Source organism: Pseudomonas sp. LBUM1645, assembly GCF_059716185.1.
In genome coordinates this window covers 1,601,703-1,614,304 of record NZ_CP166811.1, presented here as the reverse complement: position 1 = coordinate 1,614,304, position 12,602 = coordinate 1,601,703, and the positions used below count along the sequence as shown (strand labels likewise).

Genomic DNA, 12,602 nt, shown 5'->3' with positions numbered 1-12,602 from the left:
GTGGCCAAAAAGCCGAAGATTTTGCCCTCCATCGAATGGCTCGAACCGCGGGTTCGGGCGATGCGTGTCATCAGCCTGTTGTGTTACTTCGGTTTGGTGGGTTTGCTGTGCGCCTACTACCTGGTGGTCGCGGACCTGCACGGCGCCCGGCCGTGGGTGATTCTGCTGATCGAACTGGTGCCGCTGCTGTTGCTGGCGCCGGGGATGATTATCGGCAGTGCGCGCGGGCACTCATGGATGTGTTTTGTGGTGAACCTGTATTTCATCAAGGGCGCATTGGCGGCGTATGACCCGAACCGGCAGCTGTTCGGTTTGCTGGAAATGGGCGCGAGCCTGGCGGTGTTCTGCTCGGCGCTGTTGTATGTGCGGTGGCGGTTTCAGTTGAACCGCAAGTTGGCTGGCGAGGGCGAGATCTCCGCCGCCTGACACACCGCCATCGCGAGCAAGCTCGCTCCCACAAGGACAGCGTGAACCCTGTGGGAGCGAGCTTGCTCGCGATGGGCGCGGCTCGGTATTAATGATTCACTGTGTAGGCGAGCATCATCGATATCTGGCTCATCGCCCGCCCGCCACTCTGTTCATGCCACTGGTTAAACACATCCTGCACCAACGCCAGGTCCCGCAGACTGGTCGGCACCTTGTCGACGATTTTCTGCGCATTCAACGCCGCGACCACGTCGTAGCTCGGCACAAACGTGTCCTTACCCACCATCCGCAAGAACCGCGGTGCCGACAACCCGCCCAATTGATGACCGCGCTTTTTCAGGTAGGTCCACAACCCAACGATATCCGTGACCGGCCAATCGGCGATCAACGCGCCGAAGCTGCCCTTCTCATGCGCCACATCCAGAATGAACTGCGCATTGCGCGGCACGCTCTTGAGTTTGCCCAGGTGACGAATGATCCGCGCGTCCTGCATCAAACGCTCAAGGTGTTCGGCACTCATCAGCACGACTTTCTCGGGGTCGAACTTGAAGAACACCTCTTCGAACGCTGGCCATTTGGCGTCCACCAGGCTGTGCTTGAGCCCGGCGCGGAATACGCGCAGCGCCATGGTCGAGAGGTAGCGGTCGTCGCTGATCTTACGCAATTGCGCCGGGGTTTTCGGAACGGGCAGATGGGCTTCCAGTTCAGCCGCTGAACCGAAGCGGTTCAGACAGTATTCGTGCAGCCACTTGTAATCGCGCATGCCCTCTCCTGAGGATTGAAATGAAAACCCTGTGGGAGCGAGCTTGCTCGCGATAGCGGCCTGTCAGCTGACAATGTCGTCGACTGACTAGCCGCTATCGCGAGCAAGCTCGCTCCCACAATGGAATTTAAAGATTGACCACGTTGACGAAGCGCGAAGCCGCCGTTTCATCGATCTTGAGGTTGGTGAAGTCGAACAGGTTACGGTCCGCCAACTGCGACGGGATCACGTTCTGCAAACTGCGGAAAATGCTTTCAGTGCGGCCCGGGGTCTTGCGCTCCCACTCCTGAAGCATGTCCTTGACCACCTGGCGTTGCAGGTTTTCCTGGGAACCACAGAGGTTGCACGGGATGATCGGGAATTGCTTGAAGTCCGAGTAGGCCTGGATGTCTTTTTCGTTGCAGTAGGCCAGCGGGCGGATCACCACGTTGCGGCCATCGTCGGCGCGCAGCTTTGGCGGCATGGCTTTGAGCGAACCGTTGAAGAACATGTTCAGGAAAAAGGTCTCGACGATGTCGTCGCGGTGATGACCGAGGGCCATCTTGGTCGCGCCGATTTCGTCGGCGAAGGTGTAGAGCGTGCCGCGACGCAGGCGCGAGCACAGCGAACAGGTGGTTTTACCTTCAGGGATCAGCTCCTTGACCACCGAATAGGTGTCTTTCTCGACGATGTGGTACTCGACGCCCAACTCTTTGAGGTAGGCCGGCAGCACATGCTCAGGAAAGCCCGGCTGTTTCTGGTCCATGTTCACGGCCACGATCTCGAACTTGATCGGGGCGACCTTCTGAAAGTGCATCAGCACGTCGAGCATGGTGTAGCTGTCCTTGCCACCGGACAGGCAGACCATGACCTTGTCGCCGTCTTCAATCATGTTGAAATCGGCAACAGCCTCACCGGCCTGGCGGCGAAGGCGCTTTTGCAGTTTGTTCTGGTTGACCGTAAGAGTGCCCATGACGCGAAATCCGTGAGGTGTGACGAAAGGCCGGCATTTTACGCAAAAACTTTCCTCGGGAGTAGGAGCTGAGCTTGCTCGCGATGGCGGCCTCAAGGACGCCATCGCCGGCAAGCCGTGCTCCTACAAATGCGTCCGCGCCAACTCAGGACGTTTTGAGACACAACTGCGATTAAGCCCGGGGTTTACAGCGCAATTTGCTCTAAAGCCCTGCAACCTGCGCCGTTAAGACCTTTCTATACTGCGACATAAGGTCACATACATATCCAGACCTTTCCTTACTCGGCCACTTTGGCCCGTAGGCGCTCCACTGGGGGGCGACGGTAAAAACAAGAGGAGTGACTGGCATGATCCATCACGTAGTGGGGCTCTTCACCCACCCTGACCAAGAATGGAAAGAGATTCGTGGCGATCAGGAGGAAAGCATCAGCCACATGTATCTCACTCACACCCTGATTCTGGCGGCGATCCCCGCGGTGTCCGCGTTTATCGGCACCACTCAGGTCGGCTGGGTTATTGGCAGTCGCGCACCCGTGATGCTGACGGTGGAAAGCGCGATATGGATGACGGTCATGTCGTACCTGGCGATGCTCGGCGGTGTGGCGGTAATGGGCGCGTTCATCCACTGGATGGCTCGTACCTATGACGCCAATCCGAGTCTGGCACGCTGCGTTGCATTTGCGACCTACACCGCGACACCGCTGTTTATCGGCGGTCTGGCGGCGCTGTACCCACACATGTGGCTTGGGATGATCGTCGGCACCGCGGCCATCTGCTACACGGTGTACCTGCTGTATGTGGGGCTACCCACTTTCATGAACATTCCATCAGACGAGGGATTTCTTTTTTCAAGTTCGGTGCTTGCGGTAGGCCTGGTGGTGTTGGTGGCCATCATGGCGTTCACTGTAATTGTCTGGGGACTCGGCGTGGGGCCGGTCTACACCAATTAGCAACACTTCACCCAAAAACAAGATCTGCCAACACAGGCCGCCGCAAGGCGGCCTTCTAATGCTCAAGGATAGAAAACGGTGACGACCATTCGGCGCCTCGGCGATTCGCAACTCTCGAGGGTTGCGGCATACTCGACGTCTCTGGAGATCCATCAAGCATGCCCGAGCAACTCAATACCCGCGTCGAAGACTGTTACCAACTAGCCGAATCCTTTTTCAAACGACCTTTCAAACGCCCCGTGGTGAGCCTCAAGCTGCGCGGGCAAAAAGCCGGTGTCGCGCATTTGCACGAGAACCTGCTGCGCTTCAATCCGCAGCTGTACCGGGAAAATACCGAAGACTTCCTCAAGCAGACCGTGGCCCACGAGGTGGCGCACCTGATCGCCCATCAACTGTTCGGCGACCGCATCCAGCCGCATGGCGAAGAGTGGCAACTGATCATGCGCGGCGTGTACGAGCTGCCGCCCAATCGTTGCCACACCTATGACGTCAAACGTCGCAGCGTGACCCGCTACATCTACAAGTGTCCGTGTGCGGACAGCGACTTTCCGTTTTCGGCCCAGCGTCATGGTTTGGTGAGACAGGGGCGGCGTTATTTGTGTCGGCGGTGCCGGAGTACTTTGGTGTTCAGCGGGGAAATGCGGGTCGAGTAGCAAGATTTGTGGTGCCTGATCTGGCCTCATCGTCGGAACGCCGCCCGGAGCAAGCTCGCTCCCACAGGGGATCTTTGGCGTGACATACATCCAGTGTGGGAGCGAGCTTGCTCGCGATGGCGTCTGATCTGGCGCTAAACAACCACCTTGGCACGCCGCAACGCTTCGATCCGCTCAACACTAAACCCCAACTCCCCCAACACCTGATCCGTATGCTGCCCTATGGCCGCGCCGATATGCCGCGGCTCGGGCAAGCCTTCTGAAAACTTCAACGGACACGCCATCTGCGCCTGCGTCGTCCCGTCACCACGCGGCACTTCGGTCACCAGCGCCCGCGCCTTCAACTGCGGATGCCGCACCGCTTCGCCCAAACTCAACACCGGCTCGACACACGCATCCAACGTGGCAAACAGCGCGCACAACTCGGCGAAATCGCGCGTCTCGAACTCAATCCTCAGCGCGTTCTTCAGCGCCTTTTGCAAGGCCGGTTCAGGCGATAAGCCCAAGGTTTCCAGCTCCTCCAGCCCCAGCGCCGCACACAGTTGTTTCATGAACGCGGGCTCCAGACTGCCCACCGAGAACCAGCGCCCATCGCGGGAACGGTAATAGTCATAGAAACTGCCACCGTTGAGCATCTGATCCTCCCTTCCCGGCTCCACGCCACAGGCCAGATACCCGGCGCCGGCCATGGCGTTCAGGCTGAACACACAGTCGGTCATGCTCACATCCAGATGCTGCCCCTGCCCGGTTTGCTGCCGGGCGATGACCGCCGCCAGCAGCCCGATCACCCCGTGCAACGAGCCACCGGCGATATCCGCCACTTGCATGCCCAACGGCAGCGGCCCGCTGTCGGCGTGGCCGGTGTAGCTCGCCAGCCCCGCCAGCGCCAGATAATTGATGTCGTGGCCGGCGCGGTCCTTGTAGGGGCCGGTCTGGCCGTAACCGGTGATCGACACGTAGATCAGTTTCGGATTGATCGCCTTCAACGCGTCATAACCCAGGCCCAATCGTTCCATCACGCCGGGACGGAATTGCTCCAGCACGATGTCGTAGTCCTGCAGCAACTGCTTGATCACCTCCAGCGCCTCAGGCTGCTTGAGGTCCAGCGCCAGGCTGCGCTTGTTGCGATTGAGGTAGGCATGACTGGCGGAGACGCCCTGATCGTGAGGCGGTAATACCCGCAGCAGATCCATGCGCGTTGGCGATTCGATGCGCAGCACCTCGGCGCCCATGTCTGCCAGCAACAACGAGGCGAACGGCCCCGGCAGCAGAGTCGAGAAATCCAGAACCTTGAGTGATGCCAGTGGACCGAGCATGGGCGTTCTCCGTAAACGATGCCTTCAGACTAGGCAGCCAACGGCATTGCAGCAATCACCTTATGCATCAGTTGCGCTGACCGTTACGCTCAAATCCCAGGCATGAAAAAACCCGCCGAAGCGGGTTTTTTCAGTGCAGCCGTCTTATTTGACGTTGGTTGGGGTTGGGCCTTCGGCCACGCCCAGGTCGTCTTCTACGCGTTCGTCGGAGATGCCGCGACCGCCAGAAGCCAGTTCAGCGTGCATCACGTCAACATCCAGTTCCTTGACCCACTTGGCCACAACCAGGGTGGCAACAGCGTTACCTACCAGGTTGGTCAGGGCACGGGCTTCGGACATGAAGCGGTCGATACCGAGGATCAGCGCCAGGCCGGCAACCGGCAGGTGGCCAACGGCGGACAGGGTGGCCGCCAACACGATGAAGCCACTACCGGTCACACCGGCGGCGCCTTTGGAGGACAGCAGCAACACCACCAGCAGGGTGATCTGGTGAGTGATGTCCATGTGGGTGTCGGTTGCCTGAGCAATGAACACCGCCGCCATGGTCAGGTAGATCGCAGTACCGTCGAGGTTGAACGAGTAACCGGTCGGGATTACCAGACCCACAACGGATTTCTGCGCGCCCAAGCGTTCCATCTTGATCAGCATGCGTGGCAACACCGATTCCGAAGAAGAAGTACCCAGCACGATCAACAGCTCTTCACGGATGTAGCGAATCACTTTCAGCACGCTGAAGCCGTGAGCGCGAGCGATACCGCCCAGCACCACCAGAACAAACAGCAGGCAAGTGATGTAGAAGCACGCCATCAACTGACCCAGTTGCACCAGCGAACCCACACCGTAGGCACCGATGGTGAATGCCATGGCACCGAAGGCACCGATTGGCGCGAGCTTCATGATCATGTTGATGATGTTGAACATCACGTGGGCGAAGCGATCGATGAAGTCCAGGATCGGCTTGCCGTAGGCACCCAGGCGATGCAGGGCGAAACCGAAGATCACCGAGAACATCAGCACTTGCAGGATATCGCCTGTGGCGAACGCACCGACGATGGTGGACGGGATCACGTTCAACAGGAAGCCAACAACGCTTTGATCAGCACCGGCCGCTACATAAGCAGCGACTTTGGAGGCATCCAAAGTAGTGACGTCGATGTGCATGCCGGCACCCGGCTGCACGATGTTGACCACCACCAGACCAACCAGCAAAGCGATGGTCGAAACGATTTCGAAGTAGAGCAGCGCGTAACCGCCGGTCTTGCCGACCGACTTCATGTTCTGCATGCCCGCGATACCGCTGACGACGGTGCAGAAGATGATCGGGGCGATGATCATTTTGATCAGTTTGATGAACCCGTCACCCAGCGGCTTGAGGGCTACACCGGTCTGCGGGTAGAAGTGACCGAGCAGGATGCCGATGGCAATAGCAACGATCACCTGGAAATACAGGGATTTGTACAGTGGCTGACGAGTCGTCATTGCAAAGTTCCTCAAGAGTGCCCGGTGACAACATCCATCTGTTGCCAAAGACACTTCAATTGCGAACCCTCCTGCACTGGAGGGATTTGTTTTGTCGAGCTGCGCAACGGCAGGCATCTGCGGGTTGTATCGCAAGGCCCGTGCCACCTTCGTCAAATCGCCATCAAGCCTTTTGACATCAAGGGTTGCGGGTTTTTCTTTGTCACCAAACGGTTACGGCAAAGTGGCGGATTTCCGCCCATCGACCAGACCTCGTCCTGCAATTTGGCGGATATCCGCCTTGTTCAGCATCAGGCACCACGGCTACCATCCGCCGTTAAATGGACGGACTTGCCTTCTATGCGCGAACGCACCATCGCCAGTCATTTCGCCCGTGCCGCCCTCGGTGGCGCACGCCGGCTGGGTTATGACTATTCAAATTTGCTGCAACAACTCGGCATCAGCCCCGAGTTGCTTGAAGAGCCACGAGCGAGAATCGCGCCTGAACAGTTCACCCGTTTGATCCAGGGACTGTGGCTGGCACTGGACGACGAATACCTGGGCTTCGGGCCGGTCCCGAGCAAAACCGGCAGCTTCGCGATGATGTGCCATGCGGTGATCCACTGCCGCAATCTGGAGAAAGCACTCCATCGCGGCTTATTGTTTTATAGCTTATTCCCCGACGGTCCGCGTCTGACCCTGACCCGCGAAGACGACATGATTCGCCTCAGCCTCGACGATTCGCAGTTCCGCGACCCTGACCACTTCCTCACCGAGAGCCAGCTGATGGTGTGGCATCGACTTGGCAGCTGGCTGATCGGCCAGCGCATTCGGCTGGAGCAGGTGACGTTCAGCTACCCAAAACCCGAGCACGGCGCCGAATACGATTTACTGTTCCCCTGCCCGATGGCCTTTTCCAGCGCCCAGAGCAGTCTGCTGTTTCACAGTCGCTACCTGAACATGCCGCTGTTGCAGGACGAACGGACACTCAAACATTTCCTCGAACACTCCCCCGCCGACCTGTTGTCACGCCCGGACGATGGCGACAGTTTGAGCAGCCAGCTGCGACGGTTGCTCAGCCGCGACAGTTCACACTGGCCAGACCTGGAAGCGGTGGCCGCGCACTTGCACATCAGCCCGCAAACCTTGCGTCGGCATTTGCGGGAGGAAGGGTCGAGTTTTCAGGAATTGAAGGATCAGCTGCGGCGGGACATTGCGATTTATCACCTGGGGCGTGCGGATTTGTCGTTGCAGCAGATTGCCGAGCAGTTGGGGTTTTCAGAGCCTTCGGCGTTTCATCGGGCGTTCAAGAAATGGACAGGGCTGACGCCTGGGGCTTATCGGGCGCAGGAGATCCAGCCCTCACTGTAGAGACCGGTACATCCTTTACACATTTGACCGGGTACATCGTTTACACATTTAACAGGCTTGATACGCGTTTGGCACCGCGTTCAAGCCTGCCTAAAGGGAAAGAGCAAAGGTACAACTCCCACACGCCATCAGCCACTTCCTTCAGCGCGACGTGCTCGTCGATCAGTGCCTCGCCCAGAAAGATCAGGGCCCCTTGCCACTTGATCTCACCATTCTTGCGCACCCGCCGTACTTCGACGTCGGCCCCGTATTCGACCGCCGGCAAATAGCCTGGATAAGGTCTGAGTGACGGGCGATAGATATCCGCTGGCGTCTTCATCTCCAGCGCCGTATGAGGCCGTGCGTGATTGAAATCCTGTACGAAGTCCTCAAAGGCAAGCTGCTGACGCAGCAGGTTTTCTGCCGGCGGCCTGAGCACGGCAGCCTTTAGCGTGCGGTGCATGCGTTCATGCCGACCGTTCTGATCCGGGCGTCCTGGCTTGATTGTTTCGGGGTGGACACCATGCCTGATGAACCAGACGGACAGCCTGGAGAGGCGGGCCAAGCCTGTCGACGCAAATGGCGCGCCGTTATCGGTGCGGATCACATCAGGCATGCCGAACTCCCGGAACGCCCACTCGAAGCCCTGACGCGTAGGTTCACCGTGGGTGCTGGGAAGCGCCCGGCATTCCAGAAGATAGCGACTGGCATGGTCGGTGATGGTCAGCGGATAGCACCAGTGGCCGTCCTGGGTTCTGAATTGCCCTTTGAAATCGGCGCACCAGGTTTGATTGGGTTCGTCGGCCTGACGTAGATTCACTGGCCCATGCGGGCGGGGCTGGCGCAGCCGTCGAGGAATCACCAGACCGGCCTTTTTCAGCCACTCTCCAGCGGTGCTGGCGGCCGGCCAAGCGATCTGCGGCTGCGCATTGCGCAGGCGCTGGATCAGTTGCTTTGGCCCGCGATCCGGGTGCTCGCTTTTCTTCGCAAGCAACGTGGCAATGATTTCATCGCGGGTTTGATGCGGACAGCTCAGCGGTTTTCGCGAGCGCTCTTTCAAGCCATCTACGCCGCAGGTTGCATACCGATCAAGCCACTTATCGACCGTCGGACGGCTAACGCCATATCGTCGACTCAGTTGGCTCTTGCTGTAACTGCCGCTAAGCCAGTCATGGATTAATTTCACTCGCTGATCCATCGGGGACTCTCGATTCCAGGGCATGGTCAGTACCTCCTGACCATGATTGATACCTGTAAACCATGTCCCCGGTCTCAAACGTAAAGGATGTACCCGGTTTTTACCCACCCTAACCCTCTCCCGGAGGGAGAGGGGACTGATCGGGGGATGTTCGGCCTATCTTGCGACCTGAAAGTCCTGCATCGAATCCATAATCGACGGGGTCTTTCAGGTCGCAGAATTTCTTAAAACAACTCGGTCAGTCCCCTCTCCCCCCGGGAGAGGGTTAGGGTGAGGGCTGGATCTCAAGCCAGGCGATTCTTGTCAGGCACCACACTTACCCACTCACCACCAGACCTTCGCTAGTCTTGCGGATCGATGTTATCCAGCGCTACGCATCGCTGCTAAACGAAAAAGGGGTGGCGGCTGTACGCGGGTTAGCAGACCAGGACTCTAGAACCCGGCGCACCGAAATGCCCCACGCAAAGCCGCCATAACATCAAGGGTGGCAGCGGCGCAAGGATGTGTAGCCTGCGTGAGTGTCTGGAGATGTGTTTTAAACACCGCTGTTTACTGCTGAGCTTCTGTGGGATTTGCGTTGTTTGGGCGGGCCTCATCGCGAGCAAGCTCGCTCCCACATTTGATCTCCTGAGTTCACACAATTATGTGTTCACTGAAGATCCCTGTGGGAGCGAGCTTGCTCGCGATGAGGCCCGAACCAACACCATCAACCTTGCGGTCAAACCACCGGAAAATGAATCCGAAACGCCGCCCCGCCCATCGGCGAATCCCCCAGCGTCAGCTTGGCGCTGTAGCTCTCAATAATGTCCTTCACCACCGCAAGACCAATCCCCTGCCCCGGATGCTGTCGATCCAGCCGTTCACCCCTTTGCAGAATCCGCGCCCGCTGATCCGGTGGCACGCCCGGCCCATCATCCTCGACACACAACTCAACCCCGCCAAGGCTTTCGCGCACGCTGATGCGTACTTCGCCGAGGCACAGGCGATAGGCGTTTTCCAGCAGGTTGCCCATCATTTCCAGCAACGCACCCTGCTCGATCGGCACGTAACACTGCTCCGGCAGATCGAAGGCAACGCGCACGCGTTTGTCGCGGTAGACCTTGTCCAGGGTGTCGCAGAGGCTTTGCAGCACCGGGCGCAGGCGTACCTGATGGCGTACCAGGCCGCTTTTGCGCAGGCTGGCGCGTTGCAGTTGATAGCTGATTTGCTGGCTCATGCGTTCGATCTGGGTTTGCAGCACCCAGGCCTGATCACGATCGGCCGGGCGCTGGGCCATGTCTTCGCTGACGCCTTGCAGCACGGTCAGCGGGGTTTTCAGGCTGTGGGCCAGGTCGTCGAGGGAGTCCCGATAGCGGCTGCGTTGTTCGCGCTCGCTGTGCAGCAAACGGTTGAGGGAGCCGGTCAGGCGCAGCAGTTCGCGCGGGTGTTGTTCGCTGAGGCTTTCGCGGGTGCCGCTTTCGATCTCGTCCAGCTCCTGACTGAGCCGGCGCAACGCCTGCAAGCCCCAGGTCAGGCCGATCCACAGCAGCGCGAGCAACACCAGCAAGGCGGCGCCGAATCCGAGGTAGAGATTTTCCCGCAGGCCTTCGAGGGTGGCTTCGTACTCACGCACCGGTTGCAGCGCGACGATGCTGAACGCCGCGCTCTTGCCGCCGAGCAGTTTGACCTCGACGTCATAGACGAAGAATTCCTGGCCGTTGGCTTCGCTGATTCTCGCGAACTCGTTACCGCGTCCGTCGTAACGCGGCTTGTAGTTGATGTGCTCTTCCTGAGTGCCCTTCGAACGCCAGACCAGATGCCCTTCGCGGTCATAGATGTAGCCAAGCAAACGGCCGTCAGTCAGGTTGAAACGCTCATCGGGCAACTGCGCCGGCATCTGCAAGCGGTTGTTGTCCACGCGGGCGGCGGAGATCAGCGTGGTGACGTCCGACGCCAGGCGTTGTTCGATCGAGTCCTGCAACGCCAGGCTGAACGCGCCCTGCATCGCCGGCAGCAACGCCAGCATGAACAACACCGCCAGGATCGTGGCGGCGAGCATCAAACGGACGCGAAGGGAACGAATCAAGTGCAGCGCTCATTGAACAGGTAGCCGAGGCCACGCACGGTATCGATCGGTTTGAAGCCGGCCGGGCCTTCAAGTTTGCGGCGCAGACGGCCGACCAACACTTCGATCACGTTCGGATCGCGCTCGTCGTCGTCCGGGTAGAGCTGCTCCATCAAGCGGTCCTTGGCCACCACTTGCTGGTGATGCCGCATCAGGTACTCGAGGATCCGGTACTCGTACGCCGTCAGCGCCAGCGGTTGTTCATCGAGGGACGCCTGTTTGCGATTGAGGTCCAGCAGCAACGGCCCGGCGACGATGGTCGATTGGGTGAAACCGCTGGAGCGGCGCAGTAACGCGTTCAGCCGGGCATCGAGTTCTTCGAACTGGAACGGCTTGACCACGTAATCATCAGCACCGGCGGCGAGGCCTTCGACCTTGTCCTGCCAGTTGCCGCGCGCGGTGAGGATCAGGATCGGGAAAGTCTTGCCGCGCGAGCGCAGTTGGCGGATCAGGTCGAGCCCGCCCATGCCCGGCAGGCCGAGGTCGATCACCGCCAGGTCATGGTTGTACTGCTCGGTCTGGTACAGCGCCTCTTCGGCATTGGCCACGGACTCGACCACGTGGCCGCTGTCCGTCAGGCGGGTTTGCAGGTGATGGCGCAACAGCGCTTCATCTTCGACGACCAGCAGTTTCATAACGCTCTCCTACGCAAATCAACATCTCCAGAGGCACGCGTACCTCGATGGCTAACATGGCAACGCCGGATCAGCCTCTTGGGTTGATCCGGCTCAGGCCTTTTCGGACGCGCTTCTTAGAAAGCGTAGTTCGCCGACAGGTAGGTCTGGGCGCTGCTGGTCAGGTCCAGCGAACCCTGTTTGCTGCCACCGCGCTCGCTCATCTCGGTGCTGGCGTTGCTGCGCAGATAACGGTAACCCAGTTCCACCGAGGTGTTTTGCGAAACCTGTTGCAGGACACCCAACTGGCCGCCAACGGCGTAACCGATGTCGCTGTCGCGGCTGAAACCTGGGGAATCCTGAGTCATTTTGGTCAAACCGGCCGTGGCGCCGCCGAACAACTTGGTGCTGCCGCCCACCGGGTAGAACAGATCGTAGCTGCCCAGGAGGTTTTCCTGACGCAGTTTAATGCCATTGTGTGAGCCCGACACGTTGTCGTAAGTGGCGTAGTAGCGGCCCTGGCTGTTTTGCTGGCCCAGACGCACACCCCAGGTGTTGTCCTTGCCGATCACGCCGTCGGCGTTCGGGCTGTTGAGGTTGTCGTTCAGGGCGTGGGACTTTTTGACCTTGTCGCTGGTCTGTCCAAAAGTAAGGCTGGCGAAATTGTCGTCGGAAGCGAAAGCCGCGGTACTCGCGCTCAGGACAGTGAAAGCCAGAAGCAGTTTTTTGAAGCCAGTCATAGGGGAGTTCCTTATGCGCTATGTGCTATTTGGGTACGGGGCAAGGTTACTCACCCGGCCCTGAACTCCCCCTGAACG

At 59.1% G+C, this 12,602-nt stretch carries 12 protein-coding genes; 4 read left to right on the top strand and 8 right to left on the bottom strand.

The features are described 5' to 3' along the window. Nucleotides 1–426 carry a DUF2069 domain-containing protein gene (locus tag ACA079_RS07080; protein ID WP_497703019.1) on the top strand — a complete coding sequence of 142 codons (426 nt, stop codon included), beginning with the start codon at nt 1–3 and terminating at the stop codon, nt 424–426. A gap of 88 nt (nt 427–514) precedes the next feature. Here ACA079_RS07080 and ACA079_RS07075 read toward each other — a convergent pair whose 3' ends face one another. Together ACA079_RS07075 and ttcA are read right to left on the bottom strand one after the other, a co-directional pair. Beyond that, nucleotides 515–1,189 carry a DNA-3-methyladenine glycosylase I gene (locus tag ACA079_RS07075; RefSeq protein ID WP_056743285.1) on the bottom strand — a complete coding sequence of 225 codons (675 nt, stop codon included), beginning with the start codon at nt 1,187–1,189 and terminating at the stop codon, nt 515–517. A gap of 127 nt (nt 1,190–1,316) precedes the next feature. Next, nucleotides 1,317–2,141: a tRNA 2-thiocytidine(32) synthetase TtcA gene (gene ttcA, locus ACA079_RS07070; RefSeq protein WP_497703018.1), complete on the bottom strand. Its 825-nt coding sequence runs from the start codon at nt 2,139–2,141 to the stop codon at nt 1,317–1,319. A 347-nt stretch (nt 2,142–2,488) separates the two neighbouring features. Between ttcA and ACA079_RS07065 the strand changes: the two genes are divergently transcribed. Both ACA079_RS07065 and ACA079_RS07060 read left to right on the top strand, forming a co-directional pair. After that, nucleotides 2,489–3,091 (top strand): Yip1 family protein, encoded by a 603-nt coding sequence (locus ACA079_RS07065; RefSeq protein ID WP_008147981.1) that lies wholly within the window; start codon nt 2,489–2,491, stop codon nt 3,089–3,091. 158 nt (nt 3,092–3,249) lie between these two features. Continuing rightward, on the top strand, nt 3,250–3,744 hold the full coding sequence (locus ACA079_RS07060) for a SprT family zinc-dependent metalloprotease (RefSeq protein WP_033055255.1): 495 nt from the start codon (nt 3,250–3,252) through the stop codon (nt 3,742–3,744). 134 nt (nt 3,745–3,878) lie between these two features. On the opposite strand, the gene ACA079_RS07055 is transcribed toward ACA079_RS07060, so the two are convergent. Continuing rightward, nucleotides 3,879–5,060 (bottom strand): CaiB/BaiF CoA transferase family protein, encoded by a 1,182-nt coding sequence (locus ACA079_RS07055; RefSeq protein WP_497703017.1) that lies wholly within the window; start codon nt 5,058–5,060, stop codon nt 3,879–3,881. A 144-nt stretch (nt 5,061–5,204) separates the two neighbouring features. Next, nucleotides 5,205–6,539, bottom strand: a complete 1,335-nt coding sequence (locus ACA079_RS07050; RefSeq protein WP_497703016.1) for a dicarboxylate/amino acid:cation symporter — start codon at nt 6,537–6,539, stop codon at nt 5,205–5,207. Between the two features lie 339 nt (nt 6,540–6,878). On the opposite strand from ACA079_RS07050, the gene ACA079_RS07045 reads away from it, so the two are divergent. After that, nucleotides 6,879–7,889: an AraC family transcriptional regulator gene (locus ACA079_RS07045; protein WP_497703015.1), complete on the top strand. Its 1,011-nt coding sequence runs from the start codon at nt 6,879–6,881 to the stop codon at nt 7,887–7,889. A 40-nt stretch (nt 7,890–7,929) separates the two neighbouring features. On the opposite strand, the gene ACA079_RS07040 is transcribed toward ACA079_RS07045, so the two are convergent. The 4 genes from ACA079_RS07040 to ACA079_RS07025 all read right to left on the bottom strand — a co-directional run bounded on the left by ACA079_RS07040 (nt 7,930) and on the right by ACA079_RS07025 (nt 12,524). Next, complete coding sequence (locus ACA079_RS07040) at nt 7,930–9,090, bottom strand: integrase core domain-containing protein (RefSeq protein ID WP_497702919.1); 1,161 nt, start codon at nt 9,088–9,090, stop codon at nt 7,930–7,932. 694 nt (nt 9,091–9,784) lie between these two features. Beyond that, nucleotides 9,785–11,131 (bottom strand): ATP-binding protein, encoded by a 1,347-nt coding sequence (locus ACA079_RS07035; protein ID WP_497703014.1) that lies wholly within the window; start codon nt 11,129–11,131, stop codon nt 9,785–9,787. Beyond that, the gene (locus tag ACA079_RS07030) at nt 11,128–11,805 is read right to left on the bottom strand and encodes a response regulator (RefSeq protein ID WP_046046505.1); all 678 of its coding nucleotides are present in this window, start codon (nt 11,803–11,805) and stop codon (nt 11,128–11,130) included. The genes ACA079_RS07035 and ACA079_RS07030 overlap by 4 nt, the downstream gene beginning before the upstream one ends. 116 nt (nt 11,806–11,921) lie before the next feature. Then, entirely contained in the window at nt 11,922–12,524 is a 603-nt protein-coding gene (locus tag ACA079_RS07025) for a hypothetical protein (RefSeq protein ID WP_497703013.1), read from the bottom strand. Between the last annotated feature and the right edge of the window lie 78 nt (nt 12,525–12,602).

Excerpts from the sequence above, each read along its gene's own strand:
- ACA079_RS07025 (WP_497703013.1), bottom strand. The coding sequence starts at position 12,524 with ATGACTGGCTTCAAAAAACTGCTTCTGGCTTTCACTGTCCTGAGCGCG.
- ACA079_RS07055 (WP_497703017.1), bottom strand. The coding sequence starts at position 5,060 with ATGCTCGGTCCACTGGCATCACTCAAGGTTCTGGATTTCTCGACTCTG.
- ACA079_RS07075 (WP_056743285.1), bottom strand. The coding sequence starts at position 1,189 with ATGCGCGATTACAAGTGGCTGCACGAATACTGTCTGAACCGCTTCGGT.
- ACA079_RS07065 (WP_008147981.1), top strand. The coding sequence starts at position 2,489 with ATGATCCATCACGTAGTGGGGCTCTTCACCCACCCTGACCAAGAATGG.
- ACA079_RS07050 (WP_497703016.1), bottom strand. The coding sequence starts at position 6,539 with ATGACGACTCGTCAGCCACTGTACAAATCCCTGTATTTCCAGGTGATC.
- ACA079_RS07030 (WP_046046505.1), bottom strand. The coding sequence starts at position 11,805 with ATGAAACTGCTGGTCGTCGAAGATGAAGCGCTGTTGCGCCATCACCTG.
- ACA079_RS07040 (WP_497702919.1), bottom strand. The coding sequence starts at position 9,090 with ATGCCCTGGAATCGAGAGTCCCCGATGGATCAGCGAGTGAAATTAATC.
- ACA079_RS07045 (WP_497703015.1), top strand. The coding sequence starts at position 6,879 with ATGCGCGAACGCACCATCGCCAGTCATTTCGCCCGTGCCGCCCTCGGT.
- ACA079_RS07060 (WP_033055255.1), top strand. The coding sequence starts at position 3,250 with ATGCCCGAGCAACTCAATACCCGCGTCGAAGACTGTTACCAACTAGCC.
- ttcA (WP_497703018.1), bottom strand. The coding sequence starts at position 2,141 with ATGGGCACTCTTACGGTCAACCAGAACAAACTGCAAAAGCGCCTTCGC.